General features: G+C 72.4%; 19 protein-coding genes. 6 read left to right on the top strand and 13 right to left on the bottom strand.

Annotated features, from left to right (window positions below; translation table 11 throughout):
- Positions 1 to 606: 606 nt before the first annotated feature.
- Entirely contained in the window at positions 607 to 1,614 is a 1,008-nt protein-coding gene (locus RM812_RS37155) for a stage II sporulation protein M (protein ID WP_311584231.1), read from the bottom strand.
- Positions 1,615 to 1,743: 129 nt separating this feature from the next.
- On the opposite strand from RM812_RS37155, the gene RM812_RS37150 reads away from it, so the two are divergent.
- Entirely contained in the window at positions 1,744 to 2,703 is a 960-nt protein-coding gene (locus RM812_RS37150) for an RDD family protein (RefSeq protein ID WP_311584228.1), read from the top strand.
- Between the two features lie 41 nt (positions 2,704 to 2,744).
- On the opposite strand, the gene RM812_RS37145 is transcribed toward RM812_RS37150, so the two are convergent.
- The 9 genes from RM812_RS37145 to RM812_RS37105 form a co-directional block, all read right to left on the bottom strand.
- Positions 2,745 to 3,359 (bottom strand): hypothetical protein, encoded by a 615-nt coding sequence (locus tag RM812_RS37145; RefSeq protein WP_311584225.1) that lies wholly within the window; start codon positions 3,357 to 3,359, stop codon positions 2,745 to 2,747.
- A gap of 124 nt (positions 3,360 to 3,483) precedes the next feature.
- Positions 3,484 to 4,941 (bottom strand): adenosylhomocysteinase, encoded by a 1,458-nt coding sequence (gene ahcY / locus RM812_RS37140; RefSeq protein ID WP_311584222.1) that lies wholly within the window; start codon positions 4,939 to 4,941, stop codon positions 3,484 to 3,486.
- A gap of 294 nt (positions 4,942 to 5,235) precedes the next feature.
- Entirely contained in the window at positions 5,236 to 6,216 is a 981-nt protein-coding gene (locus RM812_RS37135) for a cation diffusion facilitator family transporter (protein ID WP_311584219.1), read from the bottom strand.
- Positions 6,217 to 6,372: 156 nt separating this feature from the next.
- Positions 6,373 to 7,524, bottom strand: coding sequence for a mannose-6-phosphate isomerase, class I (manA, locus tag RM812_RS37130; protein ID WP_311584216.1), 1,152 nt, complete (start codon positions 7,522 to 7,524; stop codon positions 6,373 to 6,375).
- A gap of 76 nt (positions 7,525 to 7,600) precedes the next feature.
- Positions 7,601 to 8,728, bottom strand: coding sequence for an SIS domain-containing protein (locus RM812_RS37125; protein WP_311584213.1), 1,128 nt, complete (start codon positions 8,726 to 8,728; stop codon positions 7,601 to 7,603).
- A 63-nt stretch (positions 8,729 to 8,791) separates the two neighbouring features.
- A complete protein-coding gene (locus RM812_RS37120; RefSeq protein WP_311584209.1) occupies positions 8,792 to 8,962 on the bottom strand; it encodes a Trm112 family protein in 171 nt (56 codons plus the stop codon).
- Positions 8,963 to 9,403: 441 nt separating this feature from the next.
- Positions 9,404 to 10,768, bottom strand: a complete 1,365-nt coding sequence (locus RM812_RS37115; RefSeq protein WP_311584206.1) for a phosphomannomutase/phosphoglucomutase — start codon at positions 10,766 to 10,768, stop codon at positions 9,404 to 9,406.
- Between the two features lie 60 nt (positions 10,769 to 10,828).
- On the bottom strand, positions 10,829 to 12,445 hold the full coding sequence (locus tag RM812_RS37110; protein ID WP_311584238.1) for an L-lactate permease: 1,617 nt from the start codon (positions 12,443 to 12,445) through the stop codon (positions 10,829 to 10,831).
- Positions 12,446 to 12,571: 126 nt separating this feature from the next.
- A complete protein-coding gene (locus RM812_RS37105) occupies positions 12,572 to 12,994 on the bottom strand; it encodes a DUF3499 domain-containing protein (RefSeq protein WP_311584203.1) in 423 nt (140 codons plus the stop codon).
- 294 nt (positions 12,995 to 13,288) lie between these two features.
- Between RM812_RS37105 and RM812_RS37100 the strand changes: the two genes are divergently transcribed.
- The gene (locus RM812_RS37100) at positions 13,289 to 13,744 is read left to right on the top strand and encodes a metallopeptidase family protein (RefSeq protein ID WP_311584234.1); all 456 of its coding nucleotides are present in this window, start codon (positions 13,289 to 13,291) and stop codon (positions 13,742 to 13,744) included.
- Positions 13,745 to 13,778: 34 nt separating this feature from the next.
- Here RM812_RS37100 and RM812_RS37095 read toward each other — a convergent pair whose 3' ends face one another.
- The 3 genes from RM812_RS37095 to RM812_RS37085 all read right to left on the bottom strand — a co-directional run bounded on the left by RM812_RS37095 (position 13,779) and on the right by RM812_RS37085 (position 19,572).
- Positions 13,779 to 15,254, bottom strand: a complete 1,476-nt coding sequence (locus RM812_RS37095; protein ID WP_311584201.1) for a DUF5719 family protein — start codon at positions 15,252 to 15,254, stop codon at positions 13,779 to 13,781.
- Positions 15,251 to 19,087, bottom strand: coding sequence for a glycosyltransferase (locus tag RM812_RS37090; protein ID WP_311584198.1), 3,837 nt, complete (start codon positions 19,085 to 19,087; stop codon positions 15,251 to 15,253). The genes RM812_RS37095 and RM812_RS37090 overlap by 4 nt, the downstream gene beginning before the upstream one ends.
- Before the next feature lie 221 nt (positions 19,088 to 19,308).
- Positions 19,309 to 19,572 carry a WhiB family transcriptional regulator gene (locus tag RM812_RS37085; protein ID WP_003975777.1) on the bottom strand — a complete coding sequence of 88 codons (264 nt, stop codon included), beginning with the start codon at positions 19,570 to 19,572 and terminating at the stop codon, positions 19,309 to 19,311.
- 683 nt (positions 19,573 to 20,255) lie between these two features.
- Between RM812_RS37085 and RM812_RS37080 the strand changes: the two genes are divergently transcribed.
- From RM812_RS37080 to RM812_RS37065, 4 genes are all read left to right on the top strand, one after another.
- Entirely contained in the window at positions 20,256 to 20,774 is a 519-nt protein-coding gene (locus tag RM812_RS37080; RefSeq protein ID WP_311584111.1) for a cysteine dioxygenase, read from the top strand.
- Between the two features lie 34 nt (positions 20,775 to 20,808).
- A complete protein-coding gene (gene cofD, locus RM812_RS37075) occupies positions 20,809 to 21,792 on the top strand; it encodes a 2-phospho-L-lactate transferase (protein WP_311584108.1) in 984 nt (327 codons plus the stop codon).
- Positions 21,789 to 23,144 carry a coenzyme F420-0:L-glutamate ligase gene (locus tag RM812_RS37070; RefSeq protein ID WP_311584105.1) on the top strand — a complete coding sequence of 452 codons (1,356 nt, stop codon included), beginning with the start codon at positions 21,789 to 21,791 and terminating at the stop codon, positions 23,142 to 23,144. The genes cofD and RM812_RS37070 overlap by 4 nt, the downstream gene beginning before the upstream one ends.
- Before the next feature lie 126 nt (positions 23,145 to 23,270).
- Positions 23,271 to 24,275 (top strand): DNA-3-methyladenine glycosylase family protein, encoded by a 1,005-nt coding sequence (locus tag RM812_RS37065; RefSeq protein ID WP_311584102.1) that lies wholly within the window; start codon positions 23,271 to 23,273, stop codon positions 24,273 to 24,275.
- The last annotated feature ends 82 nt before the right edge of the window (positions 24,276 to 24,357 follow it).

Genomic DNA, 24,357 nt, shown 5'->3' with positions numbered 1-24,357 from the left:
CGCCAGCGTTCGTCCTGAGCCAGGATCAAACTCTCCGTGAATGCTTGCCGGTAATCCGGCGTACACCACGAGAGCGGAACAGTCGGAGGAATGATCCGACCGTTCACAGCGTCCTCGCTGTGTTTTTTCAAAGGGACCTCGTCCCGACCGTGCGGCCGGAGACGGGGTATCAACATATCTGGCGTTGACTTTTGGCACGCTGTTGAGTTCTCAAGGAACGGACGCTTCCTTTGTACTGACCCGATTCTCTCGGGCTTTCCTCCGGGCGCTTCCCTTCGGTCTTGCGTTTCCGACTCTATCAGATCCTTTTCCGATCCGATTTCCTCGGTGCTTTCCAGGTTCCCGCTTTCGCGTTTCCCTTTCCGGCGGTTCCGACTTTATCAGAAGTTCTGAGCCGGTCTGACCGGCTGTTCATTTCCGATTCATCGGGAGTGTGCTTCTCCGGGATTCCATGATCCGGGAGGAAGCCGATAGGTTCTCACCGTTGCCCTCTGGGGTGACCCCATCTCCAGGCAACTGTTGAAATCTACCTCCCCGCGCGCTCCGTGTCAACGGCTCTTGCGGGAACGAAGAGGACACTAGCAGCTCGCCAGGCGTGGATGCACATCAGGCGGCCATCGGCACGGCGCTGCTGCGCTCGGCCTCCTCGACGTCACCCGTGTCACCCGCGCGCACGGCGCGTCCGCCCAGGACGTAGACGTAGGCGAGGAAGGCCAGTTCGGCGACGACTCCGATGGTGATGCGGGCCCAGGTGGGCAGGCCGGACGGGGTGACGAAGCCTTCGACGGCGCCGGAGACGAACAGGACCAGGGCGAGGCCGATCGCCATGCCGATGGCGGCTCGGCCCTCTTCGGCGAGGGCGATGCGTCGGGTACGGGGGCCCGGGTCGATCACGGTCCAGCCGAGGCGCAGGCCGGTGCCCGCGGCCACGAAGACCGCTGTCAGTTCGAGCAGGCCGTGCGGCAGGACGAGTCCGAGGAAGGTGTCGAGGCGGCCGGCCGACGACATGAGGCCGAAGCCGACGCCGAGGTTGAGCATGTTCTGGAACAGGACCCATATGACGGGCAGACCGAGGAAGACGCCCAGGATCAGGCAGAGCGCGGCGGCCCAGGCGTTGTTCGTCCAGACCTGTGCGGCGAAGGAAGCCGCCGGATGGCTCGAGTAGTACGTCTCGTACTGACCGCCGGGGCGGGTGAGCTCGCGCAGTTCGCTCGGCGCCGCGATCGTCGACTGCACCTCCGGGTGGGTGCCGATCCACCAGCCCAGGAGTGCCGCGACGGCCGTCGACAGGAGTGCGGTGGGAACCCACCAGTGCCGTGCCCGGTACACGGCGGCCGGGAACTGCCGGGTCAGGAAGCGGGTGACGTCGCGCCAGGAGGCTCGGCGGGTGCCTGTCACGGCACTACGCGCGCGTGCCACCAGCCGGCTGAGCCGTCCGGTCAGCTGCGGGTCGGGGGCGCTGGACTGGATCAGGGAGAGGTGCGTGGCCGCGCGCTGGTAGAGGACGACGAGTTCGTCGGTCTCGGCGCCGTTCAGTCGGCGCCGGCGCCGGAGCAGGGCGTCGAGGCGGTCCCACTCCGCTCGGTGGGCGGAGACGAAGACGTCGAGGTCCATCGGTGTGCCTGCTCCTCGGCTATCGTCGGCGGCTCGTCGTGGATCAGCTTGTCGTACTGCGGCGCGGTGCGTCCTCAGCTTGGCAGACTGGCGGGGACGGGGGCAGTCAGGGGAAGGGCGGCGGGCGGCGTGAGTGAGCTGGTGACGGGCGAGGCGGTGGCGCTGGAGCTGCGCCCCGCGAAGCTGCCCAGCAGGGCACTGGCCGTACTGCTCGACCTGGCGGTGGCCGTGGCCGTCTACGTGGCGGTGACCGTCCTGCTGGTGGCTTCCACGGCCTCTTTGGACACGGCGGCGCAGACCGCGCTGTCGATCGCGGCCTTCGTGCTCGTACTGGTGGGCGCGCCGATCGCGGTGGAGACGCTCAGCCATGGGCGTTCGCTCGGCAAGATGGCGTGCGGGCTGCGGGTGGTCCGGGACGACGGGGGGCCGATCCGGTTCCGGCACTCGCTCGTGCGGGGCTTGATCGGGGTGATAGAGATCCTGCTGACGTTCGGCGTCGTGGCCTGTATCGCCTCGCTGGTGTCGGCGCGGGGGCGACGGCTCGGTGATGTGTTCGCGGGGACCCTGGTCGTGCGGGAACGGGTGCCGGTCGCACCGGCGGGCTTCGTGCCGCCGCCTCCGCCGTGGCTGGTGGGGCGGTTCTCGGGGCTCGATCTGTCCGCGGTGCCCGACGGTCTGTGGCTTGCCGTCCGCCAGTACCTGACGCGGATGGGGCAGCTGGATCCCCGGGTCGGCTGGGCCGTGGCGGAACGGCTCGCCGCCGATGTGGCGGCTCGTACGGGTGCTCCGGCGCCACAGGGTGTACCGCCGGCGGCCTACCTGGCGGCGGTGCTGCAGGAACGGCAGGCTCGCGAGGCACGGCGGGCATTCGGTGCCGCCTCTGCGGGTGCGGGTGTGGGTGTGGGTGCGGGTGCGGGTGCGGGTGTGGGTCCCATGGCGGCGCAGCCCGTCGCTCCTCGGTCTGCTTCCCCGGTGACACCGCCTGTGCTCCCTCCGGCGGTGCCGCCCGTGCAGCCACCGGCTGCGCCTTCGCGGGGGGACCGGCCGTCGGACAGTGGTCCCTCCACCGGTTTCGTGCCGCCGGCGTAGCGGCGCGTTCTGTTGCCGTCCGGTTCGCCGGCCGAGGCCGCTCAGGGGAAGACGGACGGCGGTGACTCCAGGTCCTCGAGCTCGATGCCGGGGGCCGCGAGCACGACGTCGCCGGCGATGTGCACGGCGTGCTGCTCGCCCGTGTCCAAGGCTGTGACCTGGTACTCGTCCACGATCAGGGGGCCGTTGTCAGTGGCGTGTGTTTCTCTGTCCAGCAAGGCCCAGGACTGGTCCACGGTGCGGGGGGCGAGGACCGGGTCGGTGAGGGCGACGAGGCGTACGCGGGTCGCCGCGGCGGAGGGGGTGAGGCGTAGGAGACGGGTGAGGGCGACGAGGAAGGCCGGGGACGTGCCGGTGAAGGCGTGGGCGCGCGCATTGCCTTCGGTGGCGTGGACTCCGGTGGGGTCGGTACGGACCCAGGTGACGCCGTCGAGGGCCGCGCCGCGCACCCGCCAGCTCGCGGCGGTCAGTTCGAGGCGGATGGGCCGGCCGAGTTCGTCGAGGGCGAGGTCGACGGAGCCGTGATGGTCTCCGGTGGGCGTGGTCAGCCGGGAGACGTAGCGCCAGCCGGAGGGGCCGGGGGCGCACTGGAAGTGTTCTTCTGCGAGGGGGGTGTGATCGTGCGGATCGTGGAGCGAATAACGGCCGCGGGGCATGGTGGTCCTGGGTGGTGACGGGCTGGGCCGGCCGCTGATGCGGCGGGGCTCCCACGGGACAGGCCCCCGGCACGGGGGTGCGGGGGCCTGTCTCTGAGGAGTCGGTGACTCGGTGGTCGGTGACTCAGTAGCGGTAGTGGTCCGCCTTGTACGGGCCCTCGACCTTGACGCCGATGTAGTCGGCCTGCTCCGGGCGGAGCGTGGTCAGCTTGACGCCGAGGGAGTCGAGGTGCAGGCGGGCGACCTTCTCGTCCAGGTGCTTGGGCAGCACGTAGACGTCGGTCGGGTACTCGTCGGGCTTGGTGAACAGCTCGATCTGGGCCAGGGTCTGGTCCGCGAACGAGTTGGACATCACGAACGACGGGTGGCCGGTGGCGTTGCCCAGGTTCAGCAGGCGGCCCTCGGACAGCACGATGAGGACCTTGCCGTCGGGGAAGGTCCACGTGTGGACCTGCGGCTTGACCTCGTCCTTGACGATGCCGGGGATCTTGGCGAGGCCGGCCATGTCGATCTCGTTGTCGAAGTGGCCGATGTTGCCGACGATCGCCTGGTGCTTCATCTTGGCCATGTCCGAGGCCATGATGATGTCCTTGTTGCCGGTCGTGGTGACGAAGATGTCGGCCTTGTCGACGACCTCGTCCAGCGTCGTGACCTGGTAGCCGTCCATCGCCGCCTGCAGGGCGCAGATCGGGTCGATCTCGGTGACGATCACGCGGGCGCCCTGGCCGCGCAGGGACTCCGCGCAGCCCTTGCCCACGTCGCCGTAGCCGCAGACGACGGCGGTCTTGCCGCCGATCAGCACGTCCGTGGCGCGGTTGATGCCGTCGATCAGGGAGTGGCGGCAGCCGTACTTGTTGTCGAACTTCGACTTGGTGACCGCGTCGTTGACGTTGATCGCCGGGAACAGGAGGGTGCCGTCGCGGTGCATCTCGTACAGGCGGTGCACGCCCGTCGTGGTCTCCTCGGTGACACCGCGGATCTCGGACGCCAGTTGGGTCCACTTCTGCGGGCTCTCGCTCACCGTGCGGGTGAGGAGTTCGAGGATGACGCGGTGCTCGTCGGACTCGGCGGTGTCGACCGAGGGGACCTTGCCGTCCTTCTCGTACTCGACGCCCTTGTGGACGAGGAGGGTGGCGTCACCGCCGTCGTCCAGGATCATGTTCGGGCCGCCGGTGGGGGTGTTCGGCCAGGTCAGTGCCTGCTCCGTGCACCACCAGTACTCCTCCAGCGTCTCGCCCTTCCAGGCGAAGACGGGGACGCCCTGCGGGTTCTCCGGCGTGCCGTTCGGGCCGACGGCGATGGCGGCTGCGGCGTGGTCCTGGGTGGAGAAGATGTTGCAGGAGGCCCAGCGGACCTCGGCGCCCAGGGCGACGAGGGTCTCGATGAGGACGGCGGTCTGCACGGTCATGTGCAGGGAGCCGGTGACACGGGCGCCGGCGAGCGGCTGGGCCTCGGCGTACTCCTTGCGGATCGCCATCAGGCCCGGCATCTCGTGCTCGGCGAGGGTGATCTCCTTGCGGCCGAACGCGGCCAGGGAGAGGTCGGCGACCTTGAAGTCCTGCCGGTTGTCGACAGTCGTCATTACGGGCTGCTCCTCGGGTTGGGGTCGAGGTGGGTACGGCTGACCTGCGCGGCGGCGGACACAGGAGTGCCCCGAAGAGGACACGGGCATGCCCGCGTGCGCGCAGCGCAGTCCGTCGGAGGCCCTCTCTCCCTCGGCCGGTCCGTCCTGGGACCGCCCGACCGCCATCAGCAGCGACGTCTGGCTCCGTCCCAAGCTACACCGGTGGCCCCGGTCGTCCCCAGTCCGCCTCCGAACACTTCCGGACGTTCACGAAGGGTGACGGGACACGCCGGGGGCGTGGGTGTGGCGGCGTCAGTGCGCGGCGGGGGGCGAGGTCGGGCCGCCGGGGGTCGCCTCGCGGTCCGGGCCCTTGGCCGCTTCGGACGCGCTGTAGATGTCAGGTTCCAGGTAGATGACGCGGGCGATCGGGACGGCCTCGCGGATGCGGGCCTCGGCGGCGTCGATCGCGGAGGCGATCTCGGTGGCCGTGCCGTCGTGGCGGACGGAGATCTTCGCGGCGACGAGCAGTTCCTCGGGGCCGAGGTGGAGCGTGCGCATGTGGATGATGCCGGTGACCGTGTCGCCGGCGACGATCGCGGTCTCGATCCGCTGGACCGTCTCGATGCCCGCGGCCTCGCCGAGCAGCAGGGACTTGGTCTCGGCGGCCAGGACCAGCGCGATCAGGATGAGCAGGATGCCGATGCACAGGGTGCCGATGCCGTCCCAGACGCCGTCACCGGTGAGCAGGGCGAGGCCGACGCCGCCGAGGGCGAGGACGAGGCCGACGAGGGCGCCGAGGTCCTCCAGGAGGACGACCGGCAGCTCCGGGGCCTTGGCGTGGCGGACGAACTCCTTCCAGGACTTCTTTCCGCGCAGGGTGTTGGACTCCTTGATGGCGGTCCGGAAGGAGAAGCCCTCGGCGATGATCGCGAAGATCAGGACGCCCACCGGCCAGTACCAGTGCTCCAGTTCGTGCGGGTGCCTGATCTTCTCGTAGCCCTCGTAGAGGGCGAACATGCCGCCGACCGAGAAGAGCACGATGGAGACGAGGAAGGCGTAGATGTAGCGCTCGCGGCCGAAGCCGAAGGGGTGTTGGGGGGTGGCGGCGCGCTGGGCGCGCTTGCCGCCGAGGAGCAGCAGTCCCTGGTTGCCGGAGTCGGCGAGGGAGTGCACGGACTCGGCGAGCATCGATGACGATCCGCTGAAGAGGAACGCCACGAATTTCGCTATCGCGATCGAGAGGTTGGCGAGAAGTGCCGCCACGATCGCCTTTGTTCCGCCTGACGCGCTCATGTGTCGCGTTGTCCCTTCGCCTTCGTCTGCGTCCGTACACCGGTGGGGGCTCGGCCGGTCGTCCGGCTTTGCCCCTCCTTTGCGGTGCGTCATTGTTGCAGCCCGTCGGCGACTTCGGCGTGCGGGCTGCTCCGTCGTGTTCGCGTCAGGCAGGCCTCAGGTGAGGACGGTGGCCCGGAAGAGGGTGCCGCTCCCGGACACTTCGGTCTTTTCGTCCGCCGGGACGAAGACGGAGGCGCCGGGGGTCAGGTCGTGCGGGCCGACCCGTACGGTGCCCGCCGTGCAGAGCAGGATCTGCGGGGTGGCGAGGGTGAGGTCGTGGGCCGCGGTGCCCTCGGGGAGGACGTACCGGGACAGGCGGAACTCGTCGATCGGGGTGTCGTAGACCTCTTCTCCGTCGGGGGACGCCTCCGGGCGGAGGATGCCGGGGTCGCCCGCCTCGAAGCGGACGATGCGCAGGAGTTCGGGGACGTCGACGTGCTTGGGGGTCAGCCCGCAGCGCAGGACGTTGTCGGAGTTGGCCATGATCTCGACGCCGAGGCCGTTGAGGTAGGCGTGCGGGATGCCGGCGCCGAGGAACAGGGCCTCGCCGGGCTGGAGCCGGACGTGGTTGAGGAGCATCGCCGCGAGGACGCCGGGGTCGCCCGGGTAGTGGTGGGCGATGTCGGCGTAGGGCGCGTAGGCGCCGCCGAGTCGCTCGCAGGCGGCGGCGGTCTCGGTGACCGTGCGGGACATCTCCTCGGGGTCGGCGGTGAGGATGGCGGTGAGGACCTCGCGCAGGGCGGCGTCCTCGGGGTGGGCGCGCAGCAGGTCGACGTAGGGCTTGAGGGAGGCGACGCCGAGGCCGTCGAGCGTGTCGGCCGTCTCGTCCGGGGCGCGGAAGCCGCACAGGCCGTCGAACTCGGTGAGGGCGCAGATCAGTTCGGGCTTGTGGTTGGCGTCCTTGTAGTTGCGGTGCGGGGCGTCCAGGGGGACTCCCCGACGCTCCTCGTCCTCGTAGCCCTCCTTGGCCTGCGTGAGGTCGGGGTGGACCTGGAGGGAGAGTGGTGCGCCGGCGGCGAGGAGCTTGAGGAGGAAGGGCAGGCGGGGCCCGAACTTGGCCACGGAGGCGGGGCCCAGTTCCTTCTCGGGGTCGGCGGCGACGATCTGGGCGAGGGTTCCCCGGTCGGTGCGGGACGGGGCGCCGGGGTGGGCTCCCATCCACATCTCCGCCTGCGGTTCGCCGGTCGGTTCGGTCCCGAGCAGGGCCGGGATCGCGGTGGTGGAACCCCAGGCGTAGGGGCGGACGGTGTTGTCGAGGCGGTCCATGGGCTCTTTCTGCCGATCCTTCGGTGCGTGCCGCGCCGCGCTGCGCGTCGTGGTGGGTGTCTCGCTTCGTACGAGGTCAGGCGCCCGAGGCGAGCGCCAGGTAAACGGCGGCGAAATCCGTGATGGCGATCAGCTCGGCGAGGGTCTCCAGTTCGCCGCCCGCTTCCGGCTCCAGTTCGCTGATCGGCGTGTCGTGGCCGAGGGCCAGTTCACGGGCTGCGGGGGCGGCCGTGAGGCCGCCGCTGGGGCGGTCGCGAAGGAGCACCACGCGCGCGTGCAGGGCCGGGGCTTCCTCGACGCGGTCCCGGAAGAAGTCGTCGGGGTCGGCCGCGGCGGCGAGTCGGCCGGCGAGCAGGGCGCTGTGCGCGGCGAGGGCCTCGGGCAGTTCGGCGACGACCGCCGGGGTGCCGGACAGTTCGGCGAGCGCGGCGGCGAATCGGCGGCCGGCGGGGCCGGCGGAGGTGCCCTCGGTCCAGACGACCGGAAGGGATTCGGCGAGCTCCGCCGCCAGGGTCTTGGCGGGGTTGCTGTAGGTCACGATGGCGGGCCCACAGCGTTCGGCGACCTGGTCGAGGCGGTCGGCGACCTTCTCGATCGCCTCGGGCGGCGCGTCGAGCAGGGCGGTGCGGTCCAGCAGCGCGAGCAGGGGGGTGAGCAGGGCCCACAGGACGCCGGGGGCCGCGCCGGCGAGGGGCTCGTCGTGGTCGTACGGGGCGGTCGCCATCGGGAGGAACAGGCCGTGGGAGCCGTTCACCGACTCGCTGAGCGGGGAACGGGCGGGGGCCACGGCGACGACCGTGCAGCCCCGGCGGTAGGCCTGCTCGGCGAGCAGGGACAGCCCTGGCTCGGCGCCGTCGGGGGTGGCGATCAGCAGGAGGTCCACGGAGCCGGCCCAGCCGGGCAGTTCCCAGCGCAGGGCGCCCGCGGCGGGGGCGACGCCGGTGGGCGCGAGGCGGGTGACGGGGCTGCCGGCGCCGGCGAGGGTGCCGAGGAGGTCGGCGGCCTGGGTGGCGGCGGCGCCGGGGCCGGCGATGAGGACGGCGCGAGGGCGGCCGTCGGGTTTGAGGTTGCCGACGCCGGCCTCGGCGGCGAGCCGGGCGGCGGTGCGTACGCGGGCACCGGCCTCGGCGGCGCCGCGGAGCAGGCCGCGGCGGTCGGCCTCGGTGAGGCGCTCCGGGGCGTCGAGGAGCGATTCGTCGAGCATGGCGGCAGTCTCCGATCGCCGGAAGCGTTCGTTCGGGTGCGCGGGCGGGCGCCTGGCCGTCGGTTACCCGGGGCGGCGGGCCTCGTCGACGAGGAGTACGGGGATGCCGTCGCGCACCGGGTAGGCCAGGCCGCAGTCCTGACCGGTGCAGACCAGCTCGGCGTCCTGCTCCTTGAGGGGGGCGTGGCAGGCCGGGCAGGCGAGGATCTCCAGGAGGCCGGCTTCGAGCGGCATGAGGGTTCCTTTCGGGGGCGGTCGGGTCTGTGCGGATGTGCTGGTCAGGGTACCGCCGGTGGGTGGCCGTGTGCCCGGGGTCGGGGTGGCTCGGTGGGCGCAGCGGCAACGGCCCGGCACGGGTGCGGGCCGGGGGTGGGCCAAGCGGGCCGGCGCCGGCCCGGGTGCCTCCCCCACTCTCGGCTTCTCCCCCACTCTCGGCTTCGCTCGAGCGGGTGGACCCCATGAGCGGGGGAGGCACGACTGCCCGCAGCTACGCGGGACGGCTGCTCGTGGCTAGTGCCGCGGCAGGCAACGTTTGCCCGGTAAGGAGCGGCGTCCGGTGCGTGCTCTCGGCGTGCCGGCCGGAAGCCCTCGTACTGGACGTACTCGGGCTTTCGGCCGGTGCGGCGAGAGTGCGTGCCGGGCGTCGCGACGGGGCGAACGTTGCCTGTTGCGGCACTAGGAGCGGATGATGGTCAGCGCCTCGTCGCGCACCTTCGTCATCGTCGCCTCGTCGCGGGCCTCCGCGTTCAGGCGCAGCAGCGGCTCGGTGTTGGACGGGCGGACGTTGAACCACCAGTCGGCCGCGGTGACGGTCAGGCCGTCCAGTTCGTCGAGGGTGACGTCGTCGCGGCCCTCGTACGCGGCCCTGATCGCGGCGAGGCGGGCCGTCTGGTCGGCGACGGTGGAGTTGATCTCGCCGGAGCCGGTGTAGCGGTCGTACTGGGCGACGAGGGCGGACAGCGGGCCGTCCTGCTCGCCGAGGGCCGCCAGGACGTGCAGGGCGGCCAGCATGCCGGTGTCGGCGTTCCAGAAGTCGCGGAAGTAGTAGTGCGCGGAGTGCTCGCCGCCGAAGATCGCGCCGGTGCGGGCCATCTCGGCCTTGATGAAGGAGTGGCCCACGCGCGTGCGTGCCGGTGTGCCGCCGTTCTCCCGCACGACCTCCGGCACGGACCAGGAGGTGATCAGGTTGTGGATGACCGTGCCCTGGCCGCCGTTGCGGGCGAGTTCGCGGGAGGCGACGAGGGCGGTGACCGCGGACGGGGAGACCGGGTCGCCGTTCTGGTCGACGACGAAGCAGCGGTCGGCGTCGCCGTCGAAGGCGAGGCCGAGGTCGGCGCCCTCCTCGCGGACGCGCTGCTGGAGGTCGACGAGGTTGGCGGGGTCGAGCGGGTTGGCCTCGTGGTTGGGGAACGTGCCGTCCAGTTCGAAGTACATCGGCACCAGGTCGAGGGGCAGGCCGGCGAAGACCGTGGGGACGGTGTGGCCTCCCATGCCGTTGCCCGCGTCGACGACGACCTTCAGGGGGCGGATGGCGGTGAGGTCGACCAGCGAGCGCAGGTGGGCCGCGTAGTCGGCGAGGGTGTCGCGCCGGGTGACCGTGCCCGGGCGGGACGACGGCTCGGGTGCGCCGGTGTCGCTCCACCGCTCCACGAGGGCGCGGATCTCCGCGAGGCCCGTGTCCTGGCCGACGGGGGCGGCGCCCGCGCGGCAGAGCTTGATGCCGTTGTACCGGGCCGGGTTGTGCGAGGCCGTGAACATGGCGCCCGGCAGGTCCAGCGCGCCGGAGGCGTAGTACAGCTGGTCGGTGGAGCACAGGCCGATCTCGGTGACGTCGGCGCCGTGGGTCGCCGCCCCGCGCGCGAAGGCGCCGGACAGGCCCGGGGAGGAGGGCCGCATGTCGTGGCCGACCACGATGGCGTTCGCGCCGGTCAGCTCGACGAAGGCCGCGCCGAACAGCTCGGCCAGCGACTCGTCCCACTGGTCCGGGACCACACCGCGTACGTCGTACGCCTTCACGATCTGCGACAGATCAGCAGCCACGGCCAACCTTCCTGAAAGTCCTGTCGGAACCCACAAACTACCTGTACGCACCGGCACGGGTCAGGGCAGCATCCAGCCCAGGACCGGCGTGGACTGCCCGACCACGATCAGGCACATCACCAGCAGCAGGCCGAGGCTCCAGGGCAGCACCTTGCGCAGCAGGTCGCCCTCGCGGCCCGCGAGGCCGACGGCCGCGCAGGCGATGGTGAGGTTCTGCGGGGAGATCATCTTGCCGAGGACGCCCCCCGAACTGTTGGCGGCGGCGAGCAGCTCGGGCGACAGACCCGACTCCCGCGCGGCGGTCACCTGGAGGGCACCGAAGAGCGCGTTGGCGGAGGTGTCGGAGCCGGAGACGGCGACGCCGAACCAGCCGAGCACGGGCGAGAGGAAGGCGAGTCCGGCGCCGGCCGCCGCGACGAAGTGGCCGATGGTGGCGGCCTGGCCGGAGAGGTTCATGACGTAGGCGAGGGCCAGCACGGAGGCGACGGTGAGCATCGCGAACCGCAGTTCGTGCACGGTCGCGACCCACTCCCTGACCGCCACGCGCGCCTGCACGCCGAGGACGACCGCCGTGGCCAACCCGGCGAACAGCACGAGCGTGCCGCCGGTGGAGACGATCGGCCAGGAGAAGACGTTGCCGCCGACCGGACGGCCCCCGGGGTCGACCACGTCCAGGAACGGCCAGTCGTACGTCTGCGTCGCCCGGGCCAGCCAGTCCTTGACCGCCGGGATCTGCGCGACGGAGAAGACGGCGACGATCAGCGCGTACGGCGCGTACGCGCGCAGCACCTCCCGGCCGGGGTCCTCCTCGTCCAGTTCCTCGCTCCGTACGCCGGTCAGGACGGACGCGCGTACGGGCTGGGCGGCGGGCCTGCGGGCGTGCGGTACGGCGACCAGGGCGCCGGCGCCCAGCAGAGCGGCGGCGATGTCGGCGAGCTGGGGGGAGACGTGGTTGGAGGCGACGAACTGGGCGACGGCGAAGGCGACGCCGCAGGCCAGCGCCGGGATCCAGGTCTCGCGCAGTCCGCGTCGTCCGTCCACCAGGGCGACCAGCAGCAGCGGGACGACGAGAGCCAGCAGGGGCGTCTGACGGCCCACCACGGAGGCGACGTCGTCCAGGGGCAGCCCGGTGACCTGGGCCAGCGTCACCACGGGGGTGCCCATCGCGCCGAAGGCGACCGGCGCGGTGTTGGCGACCAGCGACACGACCGCCGCCCGCACCGGGTCGAAGCCGAGCGCCACGAGCATGACGGAGCAGATCGCGACGGGCGCCCCGAACCCGGCGAGGGCCTCCAGGAGGGCGCCGAAGCAGAAGGCGACGACCAGGGCCTGGATGCGCGGGTCGTCGGAGAGCTGCCCGAAGGAGCGGCGCAGGATGTCGAAGTGGCGGGTGCGGACGGTCATCCGGTACACCCACAGGGCGTTGACGACGATCCACAGGATCGGGAAGAGCCCGAACACGGCTCCCTGGACGGCGCTGGAGGCCGTCTGGTCCAGCGGCATGCCGTAGGCGAGCCAGGCGACGAGTACGGCCGCCAGGAGGCCCGTGAGCCCCGCCAGATGGGCCTTCATGCGGACGCCGCCGAGCAGGACGAGGACGATCACCAGGGGAAGGCCCGCCACCAGCGCGGACAGGCCGAGCGAATCGGCGACGGGTTCCAGCTCCTGGACGTACACGGGCGCCTCCCCGGGTTCCGCCATGCGAAAGCGTTCTCTCGTGACCTTCAAAAGGGTCGTGTCCGCGACAAGATGGCGTCAATGGGCGTGCGGCAACGGTTCCGTGCGGGAGTGGCGGGCGGGGACTCAGTTGTCCGGCGAGCGCAGCACTCGCAGATGACCTCGCCGCGCGACCTCCATCGGGTCGGCCCTTCGCGGGCCGCCGCCGGCCTCGGCCGCGCGCTCCTGCGGCCGGGCCGCCTCGCGCACCGCGTTGGCGAGTGCCTCCAGGTCGTCGCCGCTCGGGCGGGCCGGGGCCGAGCCGTCGAGGAGCCGGACGACCTCCCAGCCGCGCGGGGCGGTGAGGCGCTCGGAGTGCTCGGCGCACAGGTCGTAGCAGTGGGGTTCGGCGTAGGTGGCGAGCGGGCCGAGGACCGCGGTCGAGTCGGCGTAGACGTACGTCAGCGTCGCGACGGCGGGACGGCCGCAGGCGGTGCGCGAACAGCGACGTACAGGGCTCACGATGTTGGACGGTACCGCACTCTTGAGCGGGCCGCGACGACTCTCCACCAGGTCACACCACCGTGTCGTGGTGTGAAACGGACCACAACAGCCTCTGGGCGCGCCCAGTTGACCTGCGTGGACGCCGGTTTCCGGGATACCGGACGACCTCGGAAGCGGTCACGACCCGGCACAAACAGCGACATTTGGCTTGAGTTCCACGGTCACGGAGAGATACGGAATCGAGCCCAACCTTGGCCGGAATGGTCATCCTGCGACATGCGGTCCGGGGCGCTCCTGCGCTGCCGGGTGTGCGTGTGCGGTCCGGCACAGGGACCCGTCGGGGACTACCCTTCACCAGTGATGGACAACCCCGTGACGCCCCGTGATGCCGGCCGCCCAGGGCCCCGCCGCCGTGATCGCCACGGCCGGGGCATGCGCGGCCCGATCGCGCCCCCGCAGGTACCGCTGGCCGCGAGCCGGGCTGAGATCTTCGCGGATCTGGTGCAGGACTCCGTGGAGCGCCTCGAACGGCGGTGGCCGCAGCTCGCCGACGTCGATTTCCTGGTCCTCGAGGTGCCCCGGCTGGACGGTGCCGCCGGGGAGGTGTGGAACGACGAGGCGGTTCCGCTCGGGGGTGCGGTGCCCCCGCGGGACGGGCGGCGGGGGCAGGTGGTCGTGTACCGGCGACCGGTCGAGATCCGGACGAAGGGGCGGGACGAGCGGGCGGCGCTCGTGCACGAGGTCGTCGTCGAGCAGGTCGCGGAGTTGTTGGGGTTGACGCCGGAGACGGTGGATCCGCGGTACGGGGAGGACTGAGCGGGCCCGCCCGTGACGGTCCGCTCCTCTGTCCCTACCTCTGCAGTACCGACAAGTCCTCCTCCGCCTTGGGTACCGCCACCGTTCCCCGGTCGTCGGAGAGGGTCTGCACGGTGAAGGACGCCACGTCGTCGTCCTCCGGATCGGTCAGGGTGCGGGACGCGTACACCGGGCCGCCCGAAACGGTCTCGACCGTCAGCGCGTAGGTGCCCTTGAGGCCGGCGGGGACCGGTGCCTCGACGTCCTGGGTGGTGCCGCCCTTGAGCTTGTACGTCCTGGTCGCCGTCGTCCCCCCCTCGGTGCCCGCCGACGCCGTGACCCTGACCTCCGCGCCCTCCTCGGGGGCGGCCAGGGACAGGGTCGTGCTCTTGGCACGGTTGTCCACGGAGGTGGCGCGCGCCCCGACCGGGCCGGAGGCGGGGATGAAGGCCGACTCCTGCTCGGCGCCCTTGCCCCGCACGACCCGGACCGCGGCCACGACCGGCACGGCCCCGGCCGTCGGCGTCAGCACCAGGGACCCCGCCTCTCCGCGCGTGACCTCACCCAGGTCGACACCCGTCGTCATGCCCGCCTTGACGTGCACCGTCTCGTGCCCGGCGGGCGTGATCGACCCGGACGGCGCGGCGATGCGCACCTTCAGGTCGGCGTCGGTGCCGCCGGGCGTGAACAGCACCAGACGCACTGCTGTGGCGTCCTTGGGGATGCCCGGGAGCACCAGGTCGCTCGCCGGGTCCGCGGACGCGGTCAGCCAGTCGCCGCCGGTCTTGGCGTCCAAGGCCTGTACCGCGGCGCCGACCCGCCCGCTGCGCACGCCGACGTGCACGGTGAGGTCGGTCTGCTCCACGTCGCTGAGCGTGGACAGCAAGAGGGACGCATTGCCGTGCGGCGGCACCGTGATGCCCTCCCCCACCGTCGACTTCAGGGCTCCGTCCTTGCCGTAGAGCTCGATGTCGACGACGGCCGCCGAGTCGTCGGGGTTCGTCAGGTGCACGTAGTCGGTGCGGCCGGTCGCCGTGCTGGCGCCCGGGAACCAGAACTCGGTGTCCGCGGCGGTGCAGTCGACGCCCAGCAGTCCCCGGCCCGTCCCGGCGGCGACCTGAGTGGTCTGCTGCACGGTCCAGCCGGGCGCGTAGCTCCCCTCCGCGGTGCCGACGAGCGCGGGTGCGTCGGCGCCGGAGATCTCCGCGGTGACCGGCGTACCGGGCGCCTTGGGTTGCAGGACGGGCTTGACGGTCTTCTTCTTCCCGTCCTGCCCGGTCACGGACGCGAGTTCGGCCTTGCCCTTCTCGTCGGTGCCCTTCGTGACGGGGGTGAAGGAGGTGTACGACGTCTCGGCGAGGTCGGAGGTGCTGGGTGCCGGGCACAGCAGGCTGGTGCGCTCCACCGGCAGCCGGGCGGCCGCCTCTGCGGTGTCCGCGCCGGAGGTGTCCGGTGGGGACACCGCCGCGAATCCGGTGACGGCGGCGAGCGCCGCCACGCCGGCGATCAGGGACAGGGTGGTGCGGTTCACTGCTGGCTCCCGTCGGGACGCTCACTGCCCGTGCCGTGGGGGTGCTGGGGCTGGGAAGGGTCGTACGGCGCGGCGTAATCGCCCTGGCCGTACGTCGTGCCGTAGGCCGGGTCGTAGGTGCCGGCCCCGGTCGGGTCGTACGCGCCGGATCCCGACGGGTCGTACGCGGTGCCGGATCCCGACGGGTCGTACGCGCCGGACCCCGACGGGTCGTAGGTGTACGGGTCGTACGGGGCCGCCTCGTACGGGCCGTCCTCGTTGCCCGGACCGCCCTGCTGGGCACCCGCCTGGTAGGGGACTCCCTGGTACGGCTGCTGTCCGTAGCCGCCCGCGTCGTACTGCTGGGCGTCCTGGTACTGCTCGCCGCCGGGCGTGCCGTAGGTGCCGTACTCGGTGCCGGCGTACGCCGCCGGGTCCCAGTCTCCGTAGGTCTGCTGATGCGGGACCGTCACGGGGGTCTGCGCGGGCGCGTCGGCGTCCTCGGTGGCGGCCGGGGGCTCCGGCTCGGCCCCTGTTCCGGCCTCGGCCCGGGCCTCCGCCTCCGCCTCGGCCTGGGCACGCAGTCGCCGGGCCCGGCGGCCTTCGCCCTCGACGGCCTCTGCGGGGACGAGCGGCTCGTCGGGCAGGTCGTCGTCGACGTCGCGGCGCCTGCCGGGCAGGGCGAGGACGACCAGGACGACGGCGAGGAGACCCTGGGCCCACAGCCAGGCGGTGTGGGTGAAGGGGGCCTCGTAGGTGACGTCCAGCTTTCCGCCGGCGGCGGGGAGTTCGAAGCCCTGGGCCCAGCCGTCGACCGTGGTGCGGTTGAGCGGCTTGCCGTCCAGGGTGGCCGTCCAGCCCGGGGCGGCGGAGTCGGCGAGGCGCAGCACGCGGCCGTCGGAGCCGGCCGGGAGCTCGGTGTGGATCTCGACGGGCCCGGCCGCGACGGGCTGCGGCTCGCCGGAACCGGAACCGGAACCGTCACCGGACACGACGGTCGCGCGCGCGACCTCCTGGTCGACCCGCCACAGTCCGCTGCCGTCCTGCTGGCTGAGCCGGCTCAGGCCGGGCGTGGCGTCCAGGACGCGGGTGACCTCGCGGGGTGCTCCCTTGTGCACGAGGACGTAGCGCACGGCGAAGCCACCGAGCTGGTCGGCCTGGTCGGCGCCGGAACCGGCCACGAGGTTGGCGACGATCTTGTCGAGCCTGCCGTTGCCGCCGCCGTCGGCCAGTTCGCCGTCGCCGAGACGGACTCCGGAGCCGCGGACCAGCATGTAGCTCACATGGGCGGCGGAGTCGCTGTCGAGCACGAGGGTGCGGACCTGGTCGCGGGTGTGGCTCTCCTCGGCGACGAACGCGGGGACCTGTACGGGGTCGCGTCGCTCCAGGGGTCCGTCGGCGCCCCCGATCATCCAGCCGATGGCGGCGATCAGCGGACCGACGGCCGAGGCGAGGGCGATCAGGACGGCGACCGGCTGGCGCCAGCCGAAGCTCTGCTCGGCCACGCGCGAGCGTGCCCCGTCGGCGCCGAGGGCCGCGGCGGCCAGGAGGGCGATGCCGTAGACGAGGGTGGCGGGGCCGGCCCAGGCGGAGCGGTTGGACAGGACCGCGAAGACCAGGGCGACCAGGGCGACGGTCCACGCCGTCCAGATGCCCAACTGCCTTTCCGAGCGCAGCAGGGCGGCCAGCGCGGCCAGCACGATGCCGATGAGGACCAGCCCGCCGACCGTGCCGGGACCGCCGGGGCTCGCCCCGAGCAGGTCGAGGGCGGAGGCGGCCGAGGCGCCGTACTCCAGGCCGGCCTCGTCGAAGAAGCCGAACGGGAGCAGCGACAGCGACCAGGGGGCGAGGAGCAGCAGGGGGGTGCCGAGCTGGGCGAGGAAGCGCAGCCCGTACGCGGTGATGTCGGCCCTGCGCAGGACCAGGACCCCGATGCCGAGGAGCAGCGCGAGGGGCCACACGACGGGCGTGAAGGCGGTGGTGATCGTCAGCAGCAGCGCGTACGCCCAGGTGGCCCGCCAGCTGCCGCGGGCGCCGGACGGGCCTGCCAGGCCGGCCGCCGCGACGCCCGCGCGCGCGAGGAGCGGGAGCAGTACGGCGAGGACGGCGGTGCCGACGCGGCCGCCGGCGAGGGCGCCGGTGGCGGCGGGCAGGAAGGCGTAGGCGACGGCCGCCCACGCGCGCAGCAGCCGCGAGGTGACGAGCGGGCGGGAGGCGAAGTACGCGGTGACGCCGGCCAGGGGCACCGAGCAGACCAGCAGCAGGGTGACGGCGAGCCCGGTGGAGCCGAGCATCAGGGAGGCGAGCGTGGCGACGAGCGCGAGGTAGGGCGGTGGGGAGGCGGTGCCGCCCGTGCCCACCGTGTGCCAGGCGTCCACGTACCGCGACCACAGCTCGCCGGCGCCGGCCGGGGCGGGCAGCAGCGCGCCACCCGCCAGGGCGCCGCCGCCGAGGAGTGCGCGGCAGGCGGCCAGGGAGACGAGCAGCAGCACCAGGAAGAGCACCGGGCCCGGCTTGCGGGCGATGCGCTTGAGCCGGGCGAACTGCTCCAGCTCGAGGAAGTCGGCGTCGTCGCCGCCGGGTCCGGACTCGATGGCGCCGCCGTGCCGTCCGGCGCCCAGTGCCGCCTCGGCGTCGGAGCTGCCGAAGAGGTCGCCCGCGACCTGTTCGACGGTGACGCGGATGGTCGCGCCGGGGGGCGGGAACAGGGGGCGCAGCTCGTCCTTCTCGACCTGCGGGCGGCCCCGTTCGCGGCGTCCGGCGATGACGCGTTCGGGCCGGAACAGGACGCCCAGCAGACCCCGGATCTCGTCGACCGCCTGGCCGGGAGCCTTGCCGACGAGGTAGGCGAGGGTCCGCAGCAGGGTGCCGACGACGATGCGCAGCAGTACCCAGGGCAGCGCGGCCGTACGGACGTTGACGAGGAGGGTGTGGACGGCGCCGGCCTTGTCCACCTTGTGCGGGGAGGCGGTGGTGCGGCCCGCGCAGTCGACCGCGCGGCGTTCGCGGGAGGCCGCCTCGGCGTGGCGTACGACCGCCTCCGGGGCGACCAGGACGCGGAGTCCGGCGGCGTGCGCGCGCCAGCACAGGTCGACGTCGTCGCGCATCAGCGGCAGCCGGCGGTCGAACCCGCCGAGCCGCTCGAAGACATCACGCCGGATCAGCATGCCGGCCGTCGACACCGACAGGACGGACCGGACGTGGTCGTGCTGGCCCTGGTCCTGTTCGCGGCGGTCCAGTCCGGTCCAGCGGCGGCCGGAGTTGGCGATGGAGACGCCGACCTCCAGCAGTTGCCGGCGGTCGTACCAACCGAGGAGCTTGGGGCCGACGACGGCGACGTCCTCGCGGCCGAGTTCGTACTCGGTGTCCACGACGCGCAGCAGCTGGGCCAGGGCGTCGGGTTCGGGGGCGCAGTCGTCGTGCAGCAGCCAGAGCCACTGCACCGGCTCTCCGTGGGGGAGGTCCGGGAGGTCGTAGGCGTCGTCGCGCCACGTGCGCGTGACGGGGTCCCAGCTGCTGGGCCGCCTCAGGTACGCCAGGTCGTCGGGGGTGAGGACGGGAGCCGTGCGGGTGGCCTCCTCGACGGCCTGGCCGAAGCCGGTGCGCCGGGCGAGGTGGAGCACGCGGTCGTCACCGAGGGCTTCGGTGACCAGCCGGGCGGAGTCGTCGGCGCTGCCGGTGTCGGCGGCCACGGCGTACTGGACGGGGCGCTCCTGGCCGAGCAGCCCGGCGAGCGCGTCGGGCAGCCAGCGGGCTCCGTCGTGGGAGACGAGGACCGCGGTCACCACGTGACGCGGGAACTCAGGTGTGGCAGCGAGGTCTTGCTGGGCTGCCGTGTGGCTGTGCACGGACATCGAGGTACGGGCCCCGGTTCGGTGGACTGCGGTGGACGCCCGTGCCTGTTGGGGGTGGCGGGGCGTCTCGGACGAGCGCCCACACTATCGGCTGGGCAGGACGACGGTTCGCCGCCTGTGGACAACCCACCTGCGAGGGGTCGTTCCTACCGTTCCTGCCGGTTCCTGCCGTTGTGCACGTGGAGGGACGTGCGGAGGTACGTCGGCCGCCGGGCGGCCGGTCAGACGGCGGCCTTCTTCAGGCGGCGGCGTTCCCGCTCGGACAGGCCGCCCCAGATGCCGAAGCGCTCGTCGTTGGCAAGGGCGTATTCGAGGCACTCGGAGCGGACCTCGCAGGCGAGGCAGACCTTCTTGGCCTCCCGGGTGGAGCCGCCCTTCTCGGGGAAGAAGGACTCGGGGTCGGTCTGGGCGCACAGTGCGCGCTCCTGCCAGCCGAGTTCCTCGTCCGCGTCGTCGACCAGCAGTTGCTGCACCAGCTCGGTCATGTGCGCCCCTCGTCTGTCTTTCGCGTCCCCGTGATCCCGCCGTTACCGATTCCGGCTGAACGACACGAGTGAAATTACAAGTGTGCTGCTCCGGGCGAGTCAAGCCGAGATCTGCTATTGGGTCCCTTATTCACTCTGCGGAACCAAGGCCAAGCGGAAAGTGTTCAAATCGTCAGAAACATTGACATATCAACGAGGCCCATCAGGACGCCCGTCCCGTGCGGAGCCCGCACCAGAGAGGACGCCACGGCGTTCGGTCCCGTTCCGACACACGCGCCGAAGCGAACCAGATCACATTCGGATCACGGGATCGCAACGGCGACGGTGCGTCCGGCTTGTGCCGCATGTGTCCCGGAAGCCGCCCGAGCAAACCTTTCACCTGCCGGATGAACCGGATGGGGTGAAACATGTCCCACACCGCGGGCAGTGAGTTGACAGTGCCGGTGTGAACCGGTGTCCTTGTGGGCATGCTCGCGAACTTGGCGCTCACCTCGACCCGCACCGCCGGGTCCCACGGTGCTGCCCGCGCTCGCTGTAGCTGTTGTTGCTGTTCCAGCTGTTGAGCCCACCGCGCTCCGGCTGTACCGAGTCCACGCGACTCCCCTCTCCGTGCCTCGCCCCACCAGGGCGTTCTTCGCATTCGCCACTTCCCCGCACTCTTCTGCCGAGGAACCACCGCACCCATGAACAGCGACAGCGACCTCCAGATCGCCGGCGACATCCTCGAAGTCCCCCACCTCCTGCAGCCACCGCGCGAGCACCCGGCCACCGTCGCCGAGTTCGCCGGACTGGCCCGCTCCATCGCCGCCGACCGGTCCCAGTGGGCGCACCTCGTCCGGTACGACACGACGACACGCTGGTACCACCGGCTGCGCACCGGCCCCGGCTACGAGGTCTGGCTGCTGTCCTGGGTGCCCGGCCAGGGCAGCGGACGCCACGACCACGGGCCCTCCTCCGGCGTACTGACCGTCCTGCACGGCACGCTGACCGAGCGCACGGAAGGCGACACGCGCGCGTTGCGGGCGGGCGCCCAGCGCGTGTTCGCCCCGGGGTACGTCCACGAGGTGGTCAACGACACGCTGGAGCCGGCGGTCAGCCTGCACATCTACTACCCGGGCCTCAGCGAGATGCCCATGCACTCCCCGCAGTGCTCGACCGCACTGCCGCGCGACGCGGGCGCCGGCGCTGTGACGACTGGCTGACGCACTGTCGTACCGGCCTGCAAGACTGTGGTCCATGCGCATTGTGGTTCTGGCAGGCGGCATCGGCGGTGCCCGCTTCCTGCGTGGTCTGAAGCAGGCCGCGCCCGACGCGGACATCACGGTCATCGGCAACACCGGGGACGACATCCACCTCTTCGGGCTGAAGGTCTGCCCGGACCTCGACACGGTGATGTACACGCTCGGCGGCGGCATCAACGAGGAGCAGGGCTGGGGACGGGCCGACGAGACCTTCCATCTCAAGGAGGAGCTCGCGGCGTACGGCGTCGGACCCGAGTGGTTCGGCCTCGGCGACCGCGACTTCGCCACGCACATCGTGCGGACGCAGATGATCGCCGCCGGGTACTCGCTCAGCGCGGTGACGCAGGCGCTGTGCGACCGCTGGAAGCCGGGCGTCCGCCTCATCCCGATGACCGACGACCGCGTGGAGACACACGTCGCCGTCACGTTGCCCGACAGTGACTCCGGCGCGGGGTCCGGGGAGCGCAAGGCGGTCCACTTCCAGGAGTACTGGGTACGGCTGCGCGCCTCGGTCCCCGCCGAGGCGATCGTGCCGGTCGGCGCCGAGCAGGCCAAGCCGGCGCCCGGCGTCCTGGAGGCCATCGCCGAGGCGGACGTGATCCTCTTCCCGCCGTCCAACCCGGTGGTCTCGGTCGGCACCATCCTCGCCGTGCCGGGCATCCGGGAGGCGATCGCCGACGCCGGGGTGCCGGTGGTGGGCCTCTCCCCGATCGTCGGTGACGCGCCCGTGCGCGGGATGGCCGACAAGGTGCTCGCGGCGGTCGGCGTGGAGTCCACGGCGGCCGCGGTCGCCGAGCACTACGGCTCGGGGCTGCTCGACGGCTGGCTGGTCGACACGGTCGATGCGGAGTCCGTCACGCGCGTGAAGGCGGCCGGCATCCTCTGCCGCGCCGTACCGCTGATGATGACCGACCTCGACGCCACCGCGCAGATGGCCCGGGAGGCGCTGACGCTGGCGGAGGAGGTGCGGGAGGCATGAGGGACGACGTACGTGACGCTGCTCCCGGCCCGCGGGACGGCTGTCGGGACGACCACCGGGACGGCTACCGGGTGTGGGCCGTCCCCGGTCTGCCGGAGGTGCAGCCCGGCGACGACCTGGCCAAGCTGATCGCGGCGGCCGAGCCCGGGCTGACCGACGGGGACGTGCTGCTCGTCACGTCCAAGATCGTGTCCAAGGCCGAGGGCAGAGTCGTACGGGCCGCCGACCGTGAGGCCGCGATCGACGCGGAGACCGTGCGGGTGGTGGCCCGGCGCGGCACGCTGCGCATCGTCGAGAACCGCCAGGGCCTGGTCATGGCGGCGGCCGGGGTGGACGCCTCCAACACGCCGTCCGGGACGGTGCTGCTGCTCCCCGAGGACCCGGACGCCTCCGCGCGCGGCATCCGGGACGGTCTGCGCGCCGCGCTGGGCGTCGACGTCGGCGTGGTCGTCACCGACACGTTCGGGCGGCCCTGGCGGTCCGGGCTCACGGACGTGGCGATCGGCGCCGCCGGGGTGCGCGTCCTCGACGACCTGCGCGGGGGCACGGACGCCTACGGCAATCCGCTCGCCGCCACCGTCGTCGCCACCGCCGACGAGCTCGCCGCCGCGGGCGACCTGGTCAAGGGCAAGGCCGCGGGGCTGCCCGTCGCCGTCGTGCGCGGACTGCCGCAGATGGTGGCCGAGGACGACGGCGAGGGCGCGCGGGCGATGGTGCGCGGCGCGCGCGACGACATGTTCCGGCTGGGCACCTCGGAGGCGGTGCGGCAGGCGGTCACCCAGCGCCGTACGGTACGGGCCTTCACGGACGAGCCGGTCGATCCCGGTGCCGTGCGCCGGGCGGTGGCCGCGGCGGTCACGGCACCGGCGCCGCACCACACGACGCCGTGGCGTTTCGTACTGCTGGAGTCGCAGGAGTCCCGCACCCGGCTGCTGGACGCGATGCGGGACGCCTGGATCGCGGACCTCAGGCGGGACGGCAAGAGCGAGGAGTCCGTCGCCAAGCGGATCCGGCGCGGGGACGTGCTGCGCAATGCGCCGTACCTCGTGGTGCCGTGCCTGGTCATGGACGGCTCGCACACCTATGGGGACGCGCGGCGCGACGGGGCCGAGCGGGAGATGTTCGTGGTCGCCACCGGCGCGGGCGTGCAGAACCTGCTCGTCGCGCTCGCCGGGGAGCGGCTGGGTTCGGCCTGGGTCTCCTCGACGATGTTCTGCCGGGACGTCGTACGGGAGGTGCTGGGCCTGCCGGGCGACTGGGACCCGATGGGTGCGGTCGCGGTCGGCCGTCCCGCCGAGGAACCGCGGGCGCGGCCCGAGCGGGACGCGGGGGCGTTCATCGAGGTGCGGTGACGGCTCCGCCGAGCGCCTACCCTCTTAGGGACGGACGTCTCGTTTTCTCCCTCTCGTCTCTCGTCTCTCGTCTCTCGTCTCGTCTCGGTTCTCCTCTTCGTTTTCTCCCATGTCCCAGGGGCTTTCTTGGCAGGACGTTTCGCTCCCCGGCCTCCGCGCACGAGTGTGCGCGGCGGGGAGGCCGTCGTACCCGCGGGCGGGGTGCCGCGGCAGGCCGCCGCTCCGGGGAAGGTACGGGTGTGGGTGCCGGACGGGCCGCTGGAGCTGGGGCTGGTCCTCGGCCCGTTGCGGCGCGGGCCGGGCGATCCGACGTTCCGGACGATGCCCGACGGGTCCGTGTGGCGGGCCAGCCGGACGCCCGCCGGGCCGGGCACGCTGCGGGTCACCGCGCGCGGCGGTGAGGTACGGGGCGAGGCCTGGGGGCCGGGGGCGGAGTGGCTGCTGGAGCAGCTGCCGCGCATGCTGGGCGCCGAGGACGACCCGTCCGCGTTCGTGCCGCGGCACCGGCTGCTGGCGCTGACCCGGCACCGGCGGCCGGGGCTGCGGCTGACGCGGACCGGGCTGGTGCTGGAGTCGCTGATTCCGTCGATTCTGGAGCAGAAGGTCACGACGCTGGAGGCGTATCAGGCGTGGCGGCTGCTCGTACGGAGGTTCGGGGAGCCGGCGCCGGGGCCCGCGCCCGACCGGATGTGTGTCATGCCGTCGGCGCGGACGTGGGCGCTGATCCCGTCCTGGGAGTGGCACCGGGCCGGGGTGGACGACAAGCGGGCGTCGACGATCCTGCGGGCGGTGCGGGTCGCCGCGCGGCTGGAGGAGGCGGCCGGGATGGAGCCGGCGGCGGCGCAGCAGCGGCTGGAGGTCGTGTCCGGGATCGGGCCGTGGACGTCCGCGGAGACCGTGCAGCGCAGTCATGGGGCACCGGACGCGGTGACGGTGGGGGATCTGCATCTGCCGAGGATCGTGGGGTTCGCGCTGGGCGGGGACCGGGACGCGGACGACTCCGTGATGCTGCGGTTGCTGGAGCCGTATGCCGGGCAGCGGCATCGGGCGGCTCGGTTGGTGCTGTTGAGTGGGCGGGTGCCGGGGAGGCGGGCGCCGCGGATGGCTCCGCGGGGGATCGAGCGGCTTTGAGGGCCGGGCGGGCTGACGGGCGGGGCTCGGCGTGGGGGTGGTCGGCGGGCCGGGGGGGACGGGCGCCCGGCGTGGGTGTGGG

The organism is Streptomyces lancefieldiae (genome assembly GCF_031845825.1).
In the GTDB taxonomy this organism is placed as follows: Bacteria; Actinomycetota; Actinomycetes; order Streptomycetales; family Streptomycetaceae; genus Streptomyces; species Streptomyces lancefieldiae.
This window is presented reverse-complemented; position numbering and strand designations above follow the sequence as displayed.